The organism is Mycobacterium sp. PSTR-4-N, assembly GCF_022348085.1.
In the GTDB taxonomy this organism is placed as follows: domain Bacteria; phylum Actinomycetota; class Actinomycetes; order Mycobacteriales; family Mycobacteriaceae; genus Mycobacterium.
Genome location: NZ_JAKRFN010000024.1, coordinates 23,758 through 38,489, shown reverse-complemented (window position 1 = coordinate 38,489; position 14,732 = coordinate 23,758). Strand labels below are relative to the sequence as shown.

Sequence of the window (14,732 nt, the reverse complement as noted above, 5' to 3'; positions counted from 1 at the left end):
CGACCGTATGAAGGTCGCCCTCGTCGTCGGAACCGCTGCCATCGGCATCGTCGCCGCGGGGTGCGTTCTTGCCGCGACCGCGAGCGCCGCACCGAGCTACGGCAGCAACGGTGTCTTCGGCGTGACGACGCAGCCGCGCGACGGCTGGTCGACGTCGTTCATCCCGCCGGGCCGCTACCGAGTGGATCAGTCGCCCAGCATGCAGCCGTACCAGAGCCCGCCGGGGTACTGGTTCCGGTGCCGCGACTTCCCGTGTGTGGGCGGCAACATCATCGCCACGGGCGATGCGCTGCGCGATGCGCCGACGTTCGTCGACATCCTGCCGACCGACGTCGCGGTCTCCCTGCACAACGTGACGCTCACCCCCGCCTGAGCGCGAGCGCCGGGTCGAACGTCGCCCGGGCTTGCACCGACGCCGCCGCGGCCGCTACCACCACGGCGGCGTCACCGTCGCGACCCTTGGCGAACACGATCTCGGCACTGTCGGGTCCGTCACGGTGGGCCATCAGGTAGTCGTAGAGCAGCCAGTCCAGCGCGCAGGCCGCATCGTAGCAGTCCGAATCCGGCTGTCCCACCGCTGATGTCACCGTCCGCAGCGCCTCGCAGTGCTCATCCCGAGCCGCATCGGCGTTGGTTCCCGAGCTGTCGAACAGGATCATCGACAGTGTCAGCGGCAGCCGCGCACCGGCCTCCATGCGCACCACCCACCGGCCGCCCTTCCACGGGCGATCGGGATCGACCTGCACCATCTCCCCGTATCCGCCGACCACGCCGAGCGCCGGCTCGTCCAGCTCCCCGTCCAGCGGCGCCGGGCCCAGCATGTCGATCGCCTGCCGGGCCAGGATCGACATCAGCACGGCCGTCCCCACGATCCGACCCGCCCGCCCGTCGGGCGTGATGCTGAGACGTTCAGCCGCTCGGGCGTAGTCCACGCAGGCATCATCGAGACAGCGATACAGCTCGGCGAGCTCGTCCCGCTCACGGGCCGTCGGGCGCCGGCCGGCCCCCAACAGCTCACCGAAGCGGCGGGCGGCGTCGATCATCGCGTCGTCGAGAGCGGCGAGATGCGTGGCGGGCAGGCGCTCCGGTTCGTCGTCGTCGGCGACCAGCTCGGCGAGCGTGGTCGCCGACCCGTCGGCTCGCGTCCACGCGAACCCGATCTGATCGTCGCCCTGCACGATGCGCGGCCTCACGACCGCCGCCACAGCATGACCCGGTTGTTGCCGGAATCGGCGATCGCCATCACGTCACCGTGCAGGCTCAGCCCGTACGGCCAGCACAGGGTGTCGCGTCCGACCAGCGCCCAGCGGTTCTCCCCGTTCGACGCGAAGTCGGGTTGGGCCAACACATGGTCGGCGGGCCGGCCACCCAGCGGCTCCGTCGGTACCCCGTCCCACACCAGCACCCGATTGTTGGCCGTGTCGGCCACCACCAGCGTGTCACCAGCGAGATCCACCGCGTAGGGAAAGCGAAACCGGTCCCCGGAGTGCGGCCCGTACGGCCATTCCTCCGCCGAGCAGAAATCATGTTGCCCGAGAACTGAATTCGCTGCGCGATCGGACGCAGGGTGCGGCGACCAGCCGAGCACCCGGTGATCGCCCGCATCGGCCACCAGCATCAGCTCGTCGGTGCCGGCGATGGCGTGCGGCCAGCGGAAGCTCGCCGGGCCGGGCGCCTCGCCCCGGTTCTCTTCCCGCGCATTCGGCGATGGCTGCCCGAGCACGATGTCAGCCGGGCGCCCGGACTCAGGAACGCCGCCCTCGAAACCCAGCACGCGCCGGTTGCCGGTGTCGGCGACCCAGAACCGACCACCGAGCACTGCGAAGCCGAACGGCCAATAGAACGTCGCGGCCGAGCACTCGCCGCCGGCGTTCGGCTCCACCGACACGGCGTCGCGCTGCCCCAGCACGACATCGGGCGCGACATCGTCGCTCTGCGGCACCGCATTCCAGATCAGGATGCGGTGATGCCACGCGTCGGCGACGATCAACCGCCCGTCGACAATCGCGACGCCGGTGGGCAGGTTCATGCCGCGCTCCGGGCCACGGCCCGCCGCCGCACGGCCCTCCGTGCACCCATCGGCCTGCCCCAGCACCACGTCGGCCGGTTGCTCGTCGGTGCTCGGCACACCGTGCCAGACGAGCACCCGATGATTGCCGGAATCCGCGACGACGAGGTGAGAGTCGTCGACGAAAACGCCTCGGGGCGAGTACATCCACGACATACTCGGTGCCGCCTGCGGTAGTGCCAGTCCACCCGGCGCGGGTGCACCCAACCAGGTCGTCGGGCGCCAGCCGCCGGTGTGGTCGTCGGCCAGCACCGCAGTGGGCGAGTGCCCGGCGGGGCGGCCGGAGACGATGTGCCGCACCGTGTAGCGACTCATCGGCCGGTCCGAACCCAGATCACTCCCCCGTCGATCCGCAGAGGTAACTGCTCCAGTTGCACGCCGGGAACCGAGACGCACTCCCCCGACGCGGCGTCGAAGCAGAACCCGTGCCACGGACACATCAGCGTTCCGGCCGTCGCATCGATGATCGCGTCGTCCAACGGCAGCGCCTCATGCGCACACTCGTTGCGGTAGGCGGCGAGCCGCTGCCCGACGTTGACCACGATCACTCCGTCGCAGGGTGCCGCGATCTCGTCGACCGGAATGTCCTCGACGCGCGCGACCTGTGTCCAGCCGTCCTCGACCGGCCGCGCCGGCATGCGCAGCGATTCGACCGGAATCAGCGCAGGGGAAGGCTCGGCCGGCGCCACCTCGACTGCCCGAAGACCCGGAAGACCCTGGCGCAGGGCGTCTTCGACCAGTTCCCTCAGCGTCACCGATGACATCGAGCAGCCGTTGCAGGCACCCTCCAGCCGAACGACGGCCACGTACCCGCCGTCGAGCGCATCGACGCGCACCAACGCCACGTCGCCGCCGTGACTGTGCAGCTGGGGACGCACCGCGGCCAACGCACGCTCGGCCAGCGTCACCGGATCGGGCCGCAGGATGCCGTGCAGCGTCAGCAGCATGCGGAGCACCGGGTCGTCGACGAGGTCGAACAGCAGCGGACGCGCCCCGTCGTCGGCACGCATGCGCGCCACGATGGTCGTCAGCCCGACACGATGGATCTCTTCCAGCGCCGCCTTCAATTCCTCAGCAGCGGCCCGCGCCCCCGGTTCCAACTCGGCCACCGCCGCGACCGCCGCGTCGACGCGCGCGGCCAGCTCCTCGAGACCCACACCGTCGGTGACGGTCATCGCGCACCCTCCCGGGAGATCTCGTCGAGCACGCCGCGGACCGACCGCACCGAATCGGTGTCACCCGCTTCCTCGAACAGGAACCTCGCCTCGTACAGCTTCGCCTTGGCCTGATCGAACACGCCGAGATGGGCGAGTACGTTGCCCTGGTTCGCCAGTACCCGGGCGCGGCCCTGCGGATCGCGGTCGCGATCGCGGGTCGCCAGCACGGCCTCGTAGATCTCGACCGCTTCCACCAGGTTCTCCTGCCGGTGCCGAGAAGGGCTGTACACCAACGAGTTCGCGAGGTTGAGCTGCACGCTGGCCCACCGCTGCGGGTGGTCCTCACGGGTGAACACGGTCAGCGCCTGGCGCAACGACTGCGCGGCGATGCCGAGCCGCAACTGGCTTGACGCCTCCACCATCGGCATCGTCAGGTAGGCGATGGCGAGGTCGGCGTGCGCGGAGGCCCACAGCACGGGGGCGTCGTCCCGCCGGATCAGTTGCAGCGCAGAGTGATAGTGCGGGATGGCCGCCGGCATCATCTCGGGGTGCTCCCCGGCCTGCTCGTGCAGGATGCCGGCCGCGGTGAGGTGCAGTTCGGCCCGGGTCACCGCGAGCCCGTCGGCCTCGTCGAGCAGGGCGAGCGCGCGCTGCAGGCGGGGCAGCGCCATCGGCTCCCCGAGGTCGCTGCACAGCACCGCGCCCGCGCCCACCAGGACACCGGCAAGCGCACGGCTCACCGACGTCGCAGCCTCGGCGGCGGTGTCGAGCAGCGCGACCGCGTCGCTGTGCCGCCCCTCGTCGATGGCCGCCGACGCGGCCACCGCGAGGACGGCGGCCGACACTTCACCGTCCAGACCGGTCGCGTCGGGCACGGTGTCGCTGCGACCGAGGACGAACTGGACGACGTCGACGAGCACACCGAGAGTCCCGAGACCTTCCCGCACCACCGCCGGGTCAGCAGCGTCGGGGTCGAGTACGAAGCGGTTGTACCGCGTGACCGGATCATCTCCATCGAGCGCGGCGAGCGCGGCCTCTCGATCTCCCTCATGGGCGTGCCGATGGGCGGTCAGGCGCTCCGGCCACACGTCCGGCAGCCGCCCGGAGAGCAGCGCACGGCGAGCCTCCTCGGTGTCTGCACCCGCGGGAACGAGCAGATACGCCAGCGGCAGGCCGAAGACACCGAGCGGTTGCGGCCGCGTCACCACGGCGGCGTCGGTCACGGCGCTTCCCTGCAGCTTCACACCTCACGCTCCGCGGCCCGCTTGATGAGATCGGCCGCCAGTTCGGCCCGCCGGCGGCTGCGGTGAGTGCTGATCCGTTTGCGCACCACCCCGTCGTCGAACACGACCACGATCTCGACCGCCCAATGGCCCCGTTCGGGCACCACCACGGTGTCGACGGTGCGTGCGACCTCGGAGGGCTCAGCCAACCCGATCACCCGTCCCGCTCCCGGCTAGGCGCGACCGGGATCCGCAGCGCGGTGTTCTCATCGTCCCAGCATCCACGGAACACGCCCTGCAGCGGAGCGTGTCGCAGCACTTCGCTCACCAGGACGCAACGGTCACCGGCGGGAGTGCGTTGCTTGAGCAGCAGTCCGCCGCTGCGCGGTCCCCGCAGCGGTATCAACCAGAACTCGTCGTCGCGCAGCACCGCGGCGACCGCGTCGGAGGGGAAGCGGGCGGCCGCGGTGGCGGCGTCCAGCCGCAGATAACCGTCGGCGGTGAACTCGACGGTGACCTCGCGCTCGGAATCCGGCCGCAACGGTGCCAGGAACTCCCGGTCGATCATGTCGATCACCTGCTCCATGGCCGCGGTCACCGGTGCCGACAGCTCGGCGCCCATCTCCACGCCGGCGACCTCGATCAGGAACACGGTGATGTCGGTCGGGCAGTCGGAACCAAGAGCCCAGCGCGCGAACGCGATGGCGTGGTCCCACCGGAACGAATGGGTGTGCAGACCCTGCAGGGGCAGCTCGGCGAGTTCGGAGCCGGGCACCCGGAACAGGGTGCCGGGCGGCGATCCCGTCGCCGCCGCATCGACGATGACGACCCGACCGGCACCCCGCATCTGGAAGGCGACGTCCATTCCCGCCGTGCCGCCGTCGACCAACTTCGCTCCGTCGGGAACGCCGCGCTCCCACAGGTGCCGAACCAGGACCGGGCCGACTCCGTCGTCGCCGCGCAGCAGATTCCCGCACCCCACGACGAGCACGTCGCATCCCGGCGGCTCGAGCAGCGCCTCCGGGGTGTCGACCCCCTCTGCTGAAGACAGGTCACACCATCCCGTTGATGACGAACTTGCTCAACTCGCGGCCGCTCTTGCCGTCGTAGGCGTGCACGGTGCACACCAGACACGAGTCGAAACTGCGGGCCACGTGACCGAGTTCCACCGGGTCCTCGGCGTCGACGATCGGGGAACCGACCAGCGCCCGTTCGATCGGGCCGAGGACATCCGAACCGTCCCGCGGCCCGATGTTCCACGCGGTCGGCGTCACCACCTGATAGTTCTTGATCTTGTTGTCCTCGATGACGATCCAGTCCGACAGCGAACCGCGCGCGGCCTCGGTGGAGCCGAACCCCTTGCCCTCGGCGTACTCGGTCGGCTTCGAGTAGAAGCTCTCCTTCAGCTCCAGGTTGTCCAACCACTGCCGAACCCACTGGTAGTACTTGGGCGCCTCGTGCATACGAGCGAGCTGGCGCACCATCACCGACGGGCCGATCTTGTTCATGATGTCCAGGAACAACGGATCGTCGTCCTGATGGGCAGCCGCGTTGGGACCCGCCGCAGCGAGCCGCCGCGCCAGGGGCCCCGCCTCGAGCGGGATGTTGCCGAGATCGCCCACGGCGTAGCGGGGCGACTTGGCCCAGCTGTACTTGCCCTGCTTGCGACCGAGCTCCGGATCGATCGGGATGGTCTCTCCGTCGAACGGGTGCAGGGGCCGATCCCCTTGGTAGAAGGAGTGCGTCACGTCCTCGCGGACGTTGGCCTGGTCGAACTCGTGCCACTGGCCCCCGGCATAGATGCCGGATCGACCGATCAGCGCGGCGTTTCGTCCGTCGATGGTCGGGTTCTCGTAGAGCGTCGGATCGAAATAGGTTCCGGTGGCGATGTAGTTGCCGACTCCCTGGCCGTACTTGTCGAGGCCGACATCCAGGCAGTAGCGGATGAAGAATCCGCAGTCACTGTTGTACTGCGCCTCGTTCTCGTCGACCCAGGCCAGCACGTCCTCCCAGGTCTTGTTCTCCAGCCAGCGCTCCACAGAACAGCCGAGCCACTGCTTCTCCAGCCAGTTGTCGTTCCAGTGCTCCAGGATCGCGATCGAGCGGGTGACGTCACTCAACGTGGGGGCGCACATCACCCCGCCGGGCACCATGAAACTCGAATGCGGCCACTGGCCACCGAAGATCGCGTACACCTCAACGGGTTTGGCGCTCAGCACGACGCCCGGCTGGTAGCTGGTACCCACGTAGGGCGCGAAGCGGCGGACGGCTTCGGAGTACAGCGACGACTTCGCATAGTTCTTGTTGGTCAGGTCGATCGCGAACAGCGCGTAGAAATAGCGCGGAATCGATTGCAACGTCTCGCATGCCTGACAGATGTTGCGGATCAGCGTCGCGTTGTGGGGCATGTGCGTGCGCCAGGCCGTGTCCAGGGCGTAGGCCGACTTGTACAGATGGCTGCCGCCGCAGATGCCGCAGATGCGCGGACAGACCACCAGTCCGGATTGCGGGTCCTTGCCGCGCAGGATGATCTCGAAGCCGCGGAACATCGCGGCCTCGGTCCACGCCGACGTGACGACTCCGTCGTCGATCGTGACGCGAACGTCGAGGTCACCCTCCACGCGGCCCAGCGGGCTGACGAACAGATCCAATTGTGACGTCATTGCGAGTCCTTTCAGTGGCCCTAGACCACGAACATGTCTTCTTTGGACCACTGCGGCGCAGCGATGCGCGCGGCCGCGGCCAGGCCCATGTACGTCAGGTGATCGGTTCCCTCGGGCACTTCCCTGGGGATCATGCCGCTGACCTTCTGGGTCTTGAACAGCGTCCCCGGCGCGAGATCGAAATGCGGGAACTCCGGCTCGGTGCAGCCCAGGCACGGCATGCCGGCCCGCGTCTTCGAGGACTGCCGGTTCCACAGGATGCGGTTGCACGGCGAATGCGTCATCGGGCCGCGGCAGCCGAATTCGTAGAACAGGCAACCGGTTCGGGTTCCTTCGCCGAATGACATCGTCGATTGCTTGTATTCGAAGAACTGCACGCGTGTGCACCCTGTCTGGGTGAAAGTCTTGAAGAACGTCTCCGGCCGGTGCAGGTCGTCGAGGGTGATGTCGCCGGCGCGCCCGGTGGCGAGTGCGACCAGTATCTGGGTGATCCAGTCCGGGTGAGCAGGACACCCGGGCACGTTGATGACCGGCAGACCCATCTTGGACCGGAAGTCCGGGCCGAGGAAGCCGCCCTTCTCCCGCTTGTGGAATTGCAGTCCGGTGGACCCCGACGGGTTCGGCTCCATCGCCGGAATGCCGCCCCAGCAGGCGCAATCCCCGATGGCGACCACGATCTGGGCGGCGCCGGCGAGGTCGGTGACCCAGTCCTTCATCGGACGGTCGGCGAACATGTCCGCGCGGCCGCCATAGGCCTCCATGACGGTTCCCTCGAACACGAAGATGTCGAGAGGTCGCTCACCGGTTGCGCAGTCGGAGAACAACTTCTGCGCGTTCTGGCCCAGCTCGAGCCCCAGCGATGGATGCCACAGCAGGTCCAGACCGAAGTCGACGATCAGGTCGACGACGTTCGGTTCCTCGGCATTGAGGAAGGACATGGTGTTACCGCTACACGCACCACCCTGGAACCACAGCACCGATGCCATGAGTACTCCTCTCGATCACCGCAGGGCCTGCCCTGCGGAGCGAATTCCGTTGTGCTCTTGTCAGACTCGTCGACCGAAGACGCGGGCCATCTCGAGCAGATAGACCACGCCGCGTGTCACGTCGGGGTCCTTGGCCGCACCGCGCACCGTCTTCCACAGGCCGCGCACTCCGCGGGGCGCCGGCGGGGCGGACCGGCGCGCCGACACCATGGCCTCGCCGAGCGCGGCGATCACCTCCGCTCCGGCCGGGTCGGCCAGTGGTGATCGCAACAGCGTGGTCAGCGCCGGCGCGGCGTGGACGAGCCCGCCGGAGAGTTCACTCAGGCTCGCCGACAACTGGCTCAGCGGTACCGACTGGCCCTTGAACTCGCCTAGAGCCGAGGTGAGGTTCGCCGTGATGTCGTCGCCGCGGCGCACGAAGGCGTCGAGCCCGGAGACGAGCACGGCGAGCAGGTCGGCGTGCTCGAGCAACGTGGTGAGGGCGTCGGCCACGCGGGGATCGTCGAGACGGTCGCGCACCGCGGCCGACGGTCCGGCCGGAACCGGCGGATCCAGGACGGGGATTCCGGCTTCTCCGTTGGCTCCCATGCTGAACCTCCCACAAGGGCTCCCCCGTGCGAGGGAAGCTCACTGCTCCCCAAAGGTACTCAGCCGACCCCGCGCTGCCTATCGCTTTCGCGCAACTCCTATCAGGATTGCGCACAGATGGCTACGCTGAAACGAGGCCGATGTTTAGGAGTATTGCCGTGCGGAACCGAAACCTCTTCGCAGAGTGCGAAGTTAGCCTTGCCTTTGCAGCCCGCGCACCCCACGCCTGATGTCCCGCCTGACCCGTCTCGGTTACATCGACATCCGCCGCACCAGCGACCCGGTACGCCGCAAGGTGCGCTCCCGCGGCGTCCCGCCGGCACTGACCGGACACGAGATCTTCTATACCGAGGACATCGCCAAGGCGGCGCGATTGATGGGCCGCGCCCTGTCCCCGCTGAGCCTGACGGTGGATCCCGCGGAGGCGCACGGATTCGCTGCGACGATGCACGGCGTGCGATTGCGCAACGTGAGCATGCTGTATCTGGACCTGCACGTACCCGCCACCATCGAGATCCCGGAGTCGGGCCGCTACTACGGCGTGCACATGCCCATGAACGGCGTCGCCACCGTGGTCCATCCGTCGGCGACGTTCCAGGCCAACACCATGCGGTCCCTGGTGTCCAGCCCCGGAGTACCGCTGCGGCTGGAGCTCGGCGTCGACACCCCGCAGCTGCTGATCCGGATCGAGTCCCAGGCGATGACAGCTCACGTGACGCGGCTTCTGGGCCGTAACCTGATGCGGCCGTTGGTCTTCGAGCCGGAGTTCGATCTCGCGACAGAAGCGGCCATGCGGTGGCACGCCGCGGTGCAGCTCGTGCACACCGAGGTCTACCACGCCGGCTCGCTGATCCAGAAGGGCCGCGCGATCGGGCCCGTCGAGGAACTGGTCATGAGCAGCCTGCTCTACCTGCAGCCGTCGAACTATCACGCCGACATCACCCAGCCGTCGCCTCCCGACCCGCGGCGCACCGTGATCCAGCAGGCGATGGATTTCATCGAAGACCATCTAGCCGAACGGATCACGATGGATTCGCTGGCGTCGGCGGTCCACATGAGCGTCCGGTCGATCCAGCAGGGCTTCCGCTCCGAGTTGGGTCTGTCGCCGATGGCGTTCGTGAGGGAGCGCCGCCTCGAACGAGTCCACGAGGAGCTGACCGATGCGATCCCCTCCGACGGTGTCACGGTGACGGCCGTCGCCGAGCGCTGGGGCTTCCACCACCTCGGCAGTTTCTCGGTCGAGTACCGGAAACGGTGGGGCGAGGCGCCGTCGGAGACCTTGCGGCGCTGATCGTCAGCAGATTCGCGGAAGCTGTTCTCCGAGTTCACGTTCCACGACCCGCGTGGTGCCGAACGGTGTCCGCGTGATCGCCATACCGGGATGTTGGGCGACCACCCGCCCGATCACCGCCGCTTCGGCTCCCTCGGGTCGGGCGCGCATCGCGGCGAGCACGGCCTCGGCCTCCTCGGCGGCGACGAACGCCACCATCTTGCCCTCATTGGCGACCTGCAGCGGGTCCAGGCCCAGAAACGAGCAGGCCGACGCGACGGCTTCGGGAACGGGAATCGCTGCCTCGTCGAGCTCGACGCCGACGGACGCGGCAAGCGCGATCTCGACCACCGAGGCGACCAGTCCGCCCCGGGTCGGGTCGCGCAGCGCGTGCACCCCGGCACCGCCCGCGGCCACCATCGAGTCCACCAGCCGGTGCAGCGGGGTGCTGTCGGTACGGACCTCGGTGCCGAAGTCGATGCCCTCGCGCACGCTCATGATCGCCACGCCGTGCTCGCCGAGGGCACCGGAGACGATCACCACATCGTCGGGCCTCACGCGTTCCGGTCCGACGTCCACCCCGGGTGGCACGACGCCGACGCCTGCGGTGTTGACGAAAAGCTGGTCGGCGCTGCCCTTTCCGACGACCTTGGTGTCGCCGGTGACGATCGGCACGCCGGCCGCCGCGGCGGCGGCACCCATCGCCGTGGCCACCGCGCCGAGCACGTCGAGCTCCAAACCCTCCTCCAGGATGAAGCCCGCCGTGATGCCGATCGGCCGGGCACCGCTGCACGCCAAGTCGTTGATGGTGCCGTTGACCGCGAGGTCCCCGATGTTGCCACCGGGAAAGAACAGCGGTTGCACCACATAGGAATCGGTGGTCATCGCGATGCGGCCGGCGCCGGTGCACAGCACCGCCGAGTCCCGCGACGGTCCGGACCGTCCCCCGAATGCGGGCAGGAACAGATTCTCGATGAGTTCCTCGGACAGCACCCCGCCCCCACCGTGGCCGAGTACCACCCGCGCCGTTTCCCGCAGCGGCAGCGGGCACACCCAGTCCGAGGGGTCGACGGACGGCGGCGCCTCAGACATTGGCCAGGCGCCGGAACTGGTAGTACGCCGCACACGCGCCTTCGCTGGAGACCATCGTGGCCCCCAGCGGGGTACGCGGCGTGCACGTGCGGCCGAACGCCGGGCACTCGTGCGGTTTGAGCAGGCCCTGCAGCACCTCACCGGCATGGCATTCGGCGGACTCGGCGACCTGCAGATGACCGACGCCGAAACGGCGCTCAGCGTCGAACTCGGCGTACCGCGGCGACAGCGTCCAGCCGGACTGCGGGATCATCCCGATACCGCGCCACTGCCGGTCGGTGACGGCGAAGACCTCGGCGAGTGTCTGGCGGGCCGCCGGATTTCCCTGCGGGCAGACGGCCCTGGGGTAGGCGTTGCGGAGCTCCGGTGTGCCGTCCTCGAGGAGGTCGACCACCTGGCGCACACCCTCGAGCAGATCGAGCGGTTCGAACCCGGTCACCACGATCGGGACACCGAACCGGTCGACGAGCGGCTGGTATTCCGAGGTGCCCATCACCGAGCAGACGTGCCCGGCGGCCAGGAACCCCTGGACGCGGTTGGTGGGCGAGGACAGGATCGCCGTCATCGCGGGTGGCACCAACACATGGGAGATCAGCACCGAGAAGTTCGTCAGGCCCAGACGCTGTGCGTGCAGCACCGCCATCGCGTTGGCCGGCGCGGTGGTCTCGAAGCCGACACCGAAGAACACCACCTGCTTGTCGGGGTTGTCGGCGGCGACGCGCGTGGCGTCCAGCGGCGAGTACACGACGCGGACGTCCCCACCGCGGGCCCGCACCGAGAACAGATCCCGGGTGCTACCCGGCACCCGGAGCATGTCGCCGAACGAGCAGAAGATGACGTCGTCGCGCGAGGCGATCTCCAGCGCACGGTCGATCATCTCCAGCGGTGTGACGCAGACCGGGCAGCCCGGCCCGTGAATGAACTCGACCGCGCCGTCGAGCAACTGGTCCAGCCCGTTGCGGATGATCGAATGAGTCTGTCCACCACAGACTTCCATCACCGTCCAGGTTCTCGTAGCCCGGCGGCGGATCGCGTCGACCAGGGCTCGTGCGGCGGTCGGGTCGCGGAACTCGTCGAGGTACTTCACGCCGTGCCCCTTCGCCCCGCCGGTTGCTCGCCTGCCAGCTCCTCGTCCAGCACACCCAGTTCGGCGAACATGCGCAACGTCTGCTGTGCCGATGCCTCGTCGAGTCGGGTGATCGCGAAACCGGCGTGGACGATGGTGTACTCACCGATCGTCATGTCCGGCAGATACGCGAGGCAGACCGTCTTGGTGGTCCCGCCGAAGTCGACCGTGGACATCCGCGTCCCCGCTTCGTCCCAGATCGCGGTCACCCTGCCGGGGATACCGAGGCACATAACTCACTCCTCTCTCGATGGGTCGAGCGGCGCAGGGCCGCGATCGCGGCCTGCCCCAGTGCCAGACCACCGTCGTTGCACGGCACCACCCGGTGGGTGAGCACCTCCAGTCCGCGGGCGCGCAGGCCCGCCGAGATTCCCTCGAGCAGCAGCCGATTGGCGAACACACCACCGGTCAGACCCACCGTCGGGATTCCGGCGTCGGCTGCGGCAGCGACGGCCGCCCGCACCGTCGCGTCGATCACCGCGTCGTGGAACGACCGCGCCAGGTCCTCGCGCGCCGCGCCGGCGCGCACGCCGTCGACGACCGCCGTGACGACCGGTGCGGGATCGAGCAGACCGCCGGCGACGTCGAAACGCATCACACGGCGGTCGCGCCCGCCGCGTGCGAGATGCTCGAGTTCCACCGCGGCCTGACCCTCGTAGGTCACCTGCTGGCAGACCCCCAGCAGGCTGGCGACCGCGTCGAAGAGCCGTCCCATGCTGGTGGTGGGCACACACGCCACCCCGCGCGCGAACTGCTGGGTGAGTACATGAAGCCCCTGGGGCCCCAGCGCCGCGACCGGAGGAAGGTCGTCGGTCGGGTGGATGCCTGCGCGGCGCAGCAGGTCCAGTGCGATGCGCGCTGGTTGCCTGACGGCCGCCTCGCCGCCCGGCAACCAGAACGGTGCCAGGTGTGCGACCCGGGTGAACCCAGCGGTCCCGGTGAGAGCGAGCAGTTCGCCGCCCCAGATGGTGCCGTCGGTGCCGAAACCCGTTCCGTCGTAGGCGATCGCGATCATCGGATGGTCCAGCCTCCGGTGCTCGGCCAACAGCGAGACCGCATGGGCGTGGTGGTGCTGCACGGCCTCCAGCCGATCGGCGTGCCGCCGTGCCCACCCCGTCGTCGCGTACCGCGGGTGCATGTCGTGTGCCACGACGGTGGGCACCGTGGCAGTCAAGAACATCAGGTGATCGACCGCCGCGGTGAAGCAGTCCTGGGTGCGCGGGTCGGCCATGTCCCCCAGGTGTGAGGACAGGTGCACGCGACCGCGATCATCGGTGAGCGCGAAGGTGGTCTTGAGGTCACCGCCGGTCGCCAGGATCACCCCCGTCGGCACGTCCAGCGCGACGGGCAGCGGCGCGTAGCCACGCGACCGCCGCAACGGAATCTCATGCCCGTCGTCGGCGATCCCCACCACTGAGTCTTCACACGGCACGTGGATGGGGCGGTCGTGGCCGAGCACGGCGTCTGCCAGACCGTCGATCCAGTCGAGGTTCTCGTCGCGATGGACGATCGGGGAACCGCCCTGATTGGCTGACGTCATCACCAGCGCAGGAACGTCCAACCCGGCGAGCAGGAGATGGTGAACCGGCGTGTAGGCCAGCATCACCCCGAGATCGCCCAGGCCGGGCGCCACGTCCGCGCTGACGCGGCCTCGGCGTGCCGGCAGCAGCACGATCGGCGCGGCCGGTGAGGTGAGGGCCCGCTCGGCGGCAGCGTCGACCACACAGATCCGCCGCGCGGCATCCACATCGGCGACCATCACCGCGAACGGCTTGGCGGGCCGGTTCTTTCGCCGGCGCAACAGCGCGACGGCGGCGTCGTCGTCGGCGCGGCAGGCGAGGTGGTAGCCGCCGACGCCCTTGATCGCGACCACCATGCCGGCTCGCAGCGCCGCAGCCGCGGATTCGAGAGCAGATCGCCCGAGAACGGGCCCGTTCCACGTCAACTGCGGCCCACAGTCATGACAGGAGATGGTCTGGGCGTGATAGCGCCGGTCGATCGGATCGGCATACTCCACGGCGCAGCGAGCGCACAGGGGAAAGCCGGCCATCGTGGTGGCCGGCCGGTCATAGGGAAGGTCGGTGATCACCGTGTAGCGGGGCCCGCAATTGGTGCAGGTGATGAACGGATGGCCGTGGCGCCGATCGGCGGGATCGAACAGCTCACGGCGACAGTCCGGACAGGTCGCGATGTCGGGAGGAACCAACGTGCGATGTCCCCCGTTGCCTCGGCGTGCGCTGTCCAGGATGCGGAACGCTCCGTCGTCGCGGAGCGGTCGGGCTGTGACGACGAAGGTCTCGATGCGGGCGAGCGGCGGCGGAGCCGTCCGCAGCGCGTCGACGGCCGCGTCGACCTGCGGGCTCGGACCCTCGAATTCGCACTGCACCGAACCGGCATCGTTGAGCACGAACCCGGTCAACCGATGCGCCGCGGCGATGCGGGCCACCGTCGGGCGGAATCCGACGCCCTGAACCACGCCGGTGATGCTCACCCGGACACGCGTGCATGCGCTCATGGCGCGGACTCCTCGAACCGTCAGACGCCCCAGGCTAACTCCGC

The 14,732-nt window shown here is 69.0% G+C and carries 15 protein-coding genes; 2 read left to right on the top strand and 13 right to left on the bottom strand.

All coding sequences use genetic code 11. The annotated features are described in order from the left end of the window. Nucleotides 1–7: 7 nt before the first annotated feature. Complete coding sequence (locus tag MHN84_RS24695; protein WP_241207157.1) at nt 8–373, top strand: hypothetical protein; 366 nt, start codon at nt 8–10, stop codon at nt 371–373. On the opposite strand, the gene MHN84_RS24690 is transcribed toward MHN84_RS24695, so the two are convergent. The 9 genes from MHN84_RS24690 to MHN84_RS24650 all read right to left on the bottom strand — a co-directional run bounded on the left by MHN84_RS24690 (nt 360) and on the right by MHN84_RS24650 (nt 8,685). After that, a complete protein-coding gene (locus MHN84_RS24690; RefSeq protein ID WP_241207156.1) occupies nt 360–1,193 on the bottom strand; it encodes a hypothetical protein in 834 nt (277 codons plus the stop codon). The genes MHN84_RS24695 and MHN84_RS24690 overlap by 14 nt on opposite strands. Then, the gene (locus MHN84_RS24685; protein ID WP_241207155.1) at nt 1,190–2,383 is read right to left on the bottom strand and encodes an NHL repeat-containing protein; all 1,194 of its coding nucleotides are present in this window, start codon (nt 2,381–2,383) and stop codon (nt 1,190–1,192) included. Before MHN84_RS24685 ends, MHN84_RS24690 begins: the two co-directional genes overlap by 4 nt. Then, complete coding sequence (locus MHN84_RS24680) at nt 2,380–3,243, bottom strand: NifU family protein (RefSeq protein WP_241207154.1); 864 nt, start codon at nt 3,241–3,243, stop codon at nt 2,380–2,382. Before MHN84_RS24680 ends, MHN84_RS24685 begins: the two co-directional genes overlap by 4 nt. Beyond that, nucleotides 3,240–4,469, bottom strand: coding sequence for a hypothetical protein (locus tag MHN84_RS24675; RefSeq protein ID WP_241207153.1), 1,230 nt, complete (start codon nt 4,467–4,469; stop codon nt 3,240–3,242). Before MHN84_RS24675 ends, MHN84_RS24680 begins: the two co-directional genes overlap by 4 nt. Continuing rightward, complete coding sequence (locus MHN84_RS24670) at nt 4,466–4,657, bottom strand: hypothetical protein (protein WP_255730905.1); 192 nt, start codon at nt 4,655–4,657, stop codon at nt 4,466–4,468. Before MHN84_RS24670 ends, MHN84_RS24675 begins: the two co-directional genes overlap by 4 nt. Before the next feature lie 5 nt (nt 4,658–4,662). Then, the gene (locus tag MHN84_RS24665) at nt 4,663–5,439 is read right to left on the bottom strand and encodes a hydrogenase maturation protease (RefSeq protein ID WP_241207151.1); all 777 of its coding nucleotides are present in this window, start codon (nt 5,437–5,439) and stop codon (nt 4,663–4,665) included. Between the two features lie 61 nt (nt 5,440–5,500). Further along, on the bottom strand, nt 5,501–7,111 hold the full coding sequence (locus MHN84_RS24660) for a nickel-dependent hydrogenase large subunit (protein ID WP_241207150.1): 1,611 nt from the start codon (nt 7,109–7,111) through the stop codon (nt 5,501–5,503). 20 nt (nt 7,112–7,131) lie between these two features. After that, entirely contained in the window at nt 7,132–8,097 is a 966-nt protein-coding gene (locus MHN84_RS24655; protein ID WP_241207149.1) for a hydrogenase, read from the bottom strand. A 60-nt stretch (nt 8,098–8,157) separates the two neighbouring features. Then, complete coding sequence (locus tag MHN84_RS24650; RefSeq protein WP_241207148.1) at nt 8,158–8,685, bottom strand: DUF1641 domain-containing protein; 528 nt, start codon at nt 8,683–8,685, stop codon at nt 8,158–8,160. A gap of 229 nt (nt 8,686–8,914) precedes the next feature. Here MHN84_RS24650 and MHN84_RS24645 point away from each other — a divergent pair, with 229 nt between their 5' ends. Next, on the top strand, nt 8,915–9,976 hold the full coding sequence (locus tag MHN84_RS24645) for an AraC family transcriptional regulator (protein ID WP_241207147.1): 1,062 nt from the start codon (nt 8,915–8,917) through the stop codon (nt 9,974–9,976). A gap of 3 nt (nt 9,977–9,979) precedes the next feature. Here MHN84_RS24645 and hypE read toward each other — a convergent pair whose 3' ends face one another. From hypE to hypF, 4 genes are read right to left on the bottom strand one after another with little or no spacing between them, the layout of a single operon-like run. Continuing rightward, a complete protein-coding gene (hypE, locus tag MHN84_RS24640) occupies nt 9,980–11,047 on the bottom strand; it encodes a hydrogenase expression/formation protein HypE (RefSeq protein ID WP_241207146.1) in 1,068 nt (355 codons plus the stop codon). Continuing rightward, entirely contained in the window at nt 11,040–12,134 is a 1,095-nt protein-coding gene (gene hypD / locus MHN84_RS24635; RefSeq protein WP_241207145.1) for a hydrogenase formation protein HypD, read from the bottom strand. Before hypD ends, hypE begins: the two co-directional genes overlap by 8 nt. Next, nucleotides 12,131–12,406: a HypC/HybG/HupF family hydrogenase formation chaperone gene (locus MHN84_RS24630; protein WP_241207144.1), complete on the bottom strand. Its 276-nt coding sequence runs from the start codon at nt 12,404–12,406 to the stop codon at nt 12,131–12,133. The genes hypD and MHN84_RS24630 overlap by 4 nt, the downstream gene beginning before the upstream one ends. Further along, a complete protein-coding gene (gene hypF / locus MHN84_RS24625; protein ID WP_241207143.1) occupies nt 12,379–14,688 on the bottom strand; it encodes a carbamoyltransferase HypF in 2,310 nt (769 codons plus the stop codon). Before hypF ends, MHN84_RS24630 begins: the two co-directional genes overlap by 28 nt. Between the last annotated feature and the right edge of the window lie 44 nt (nt 14,689–14,732).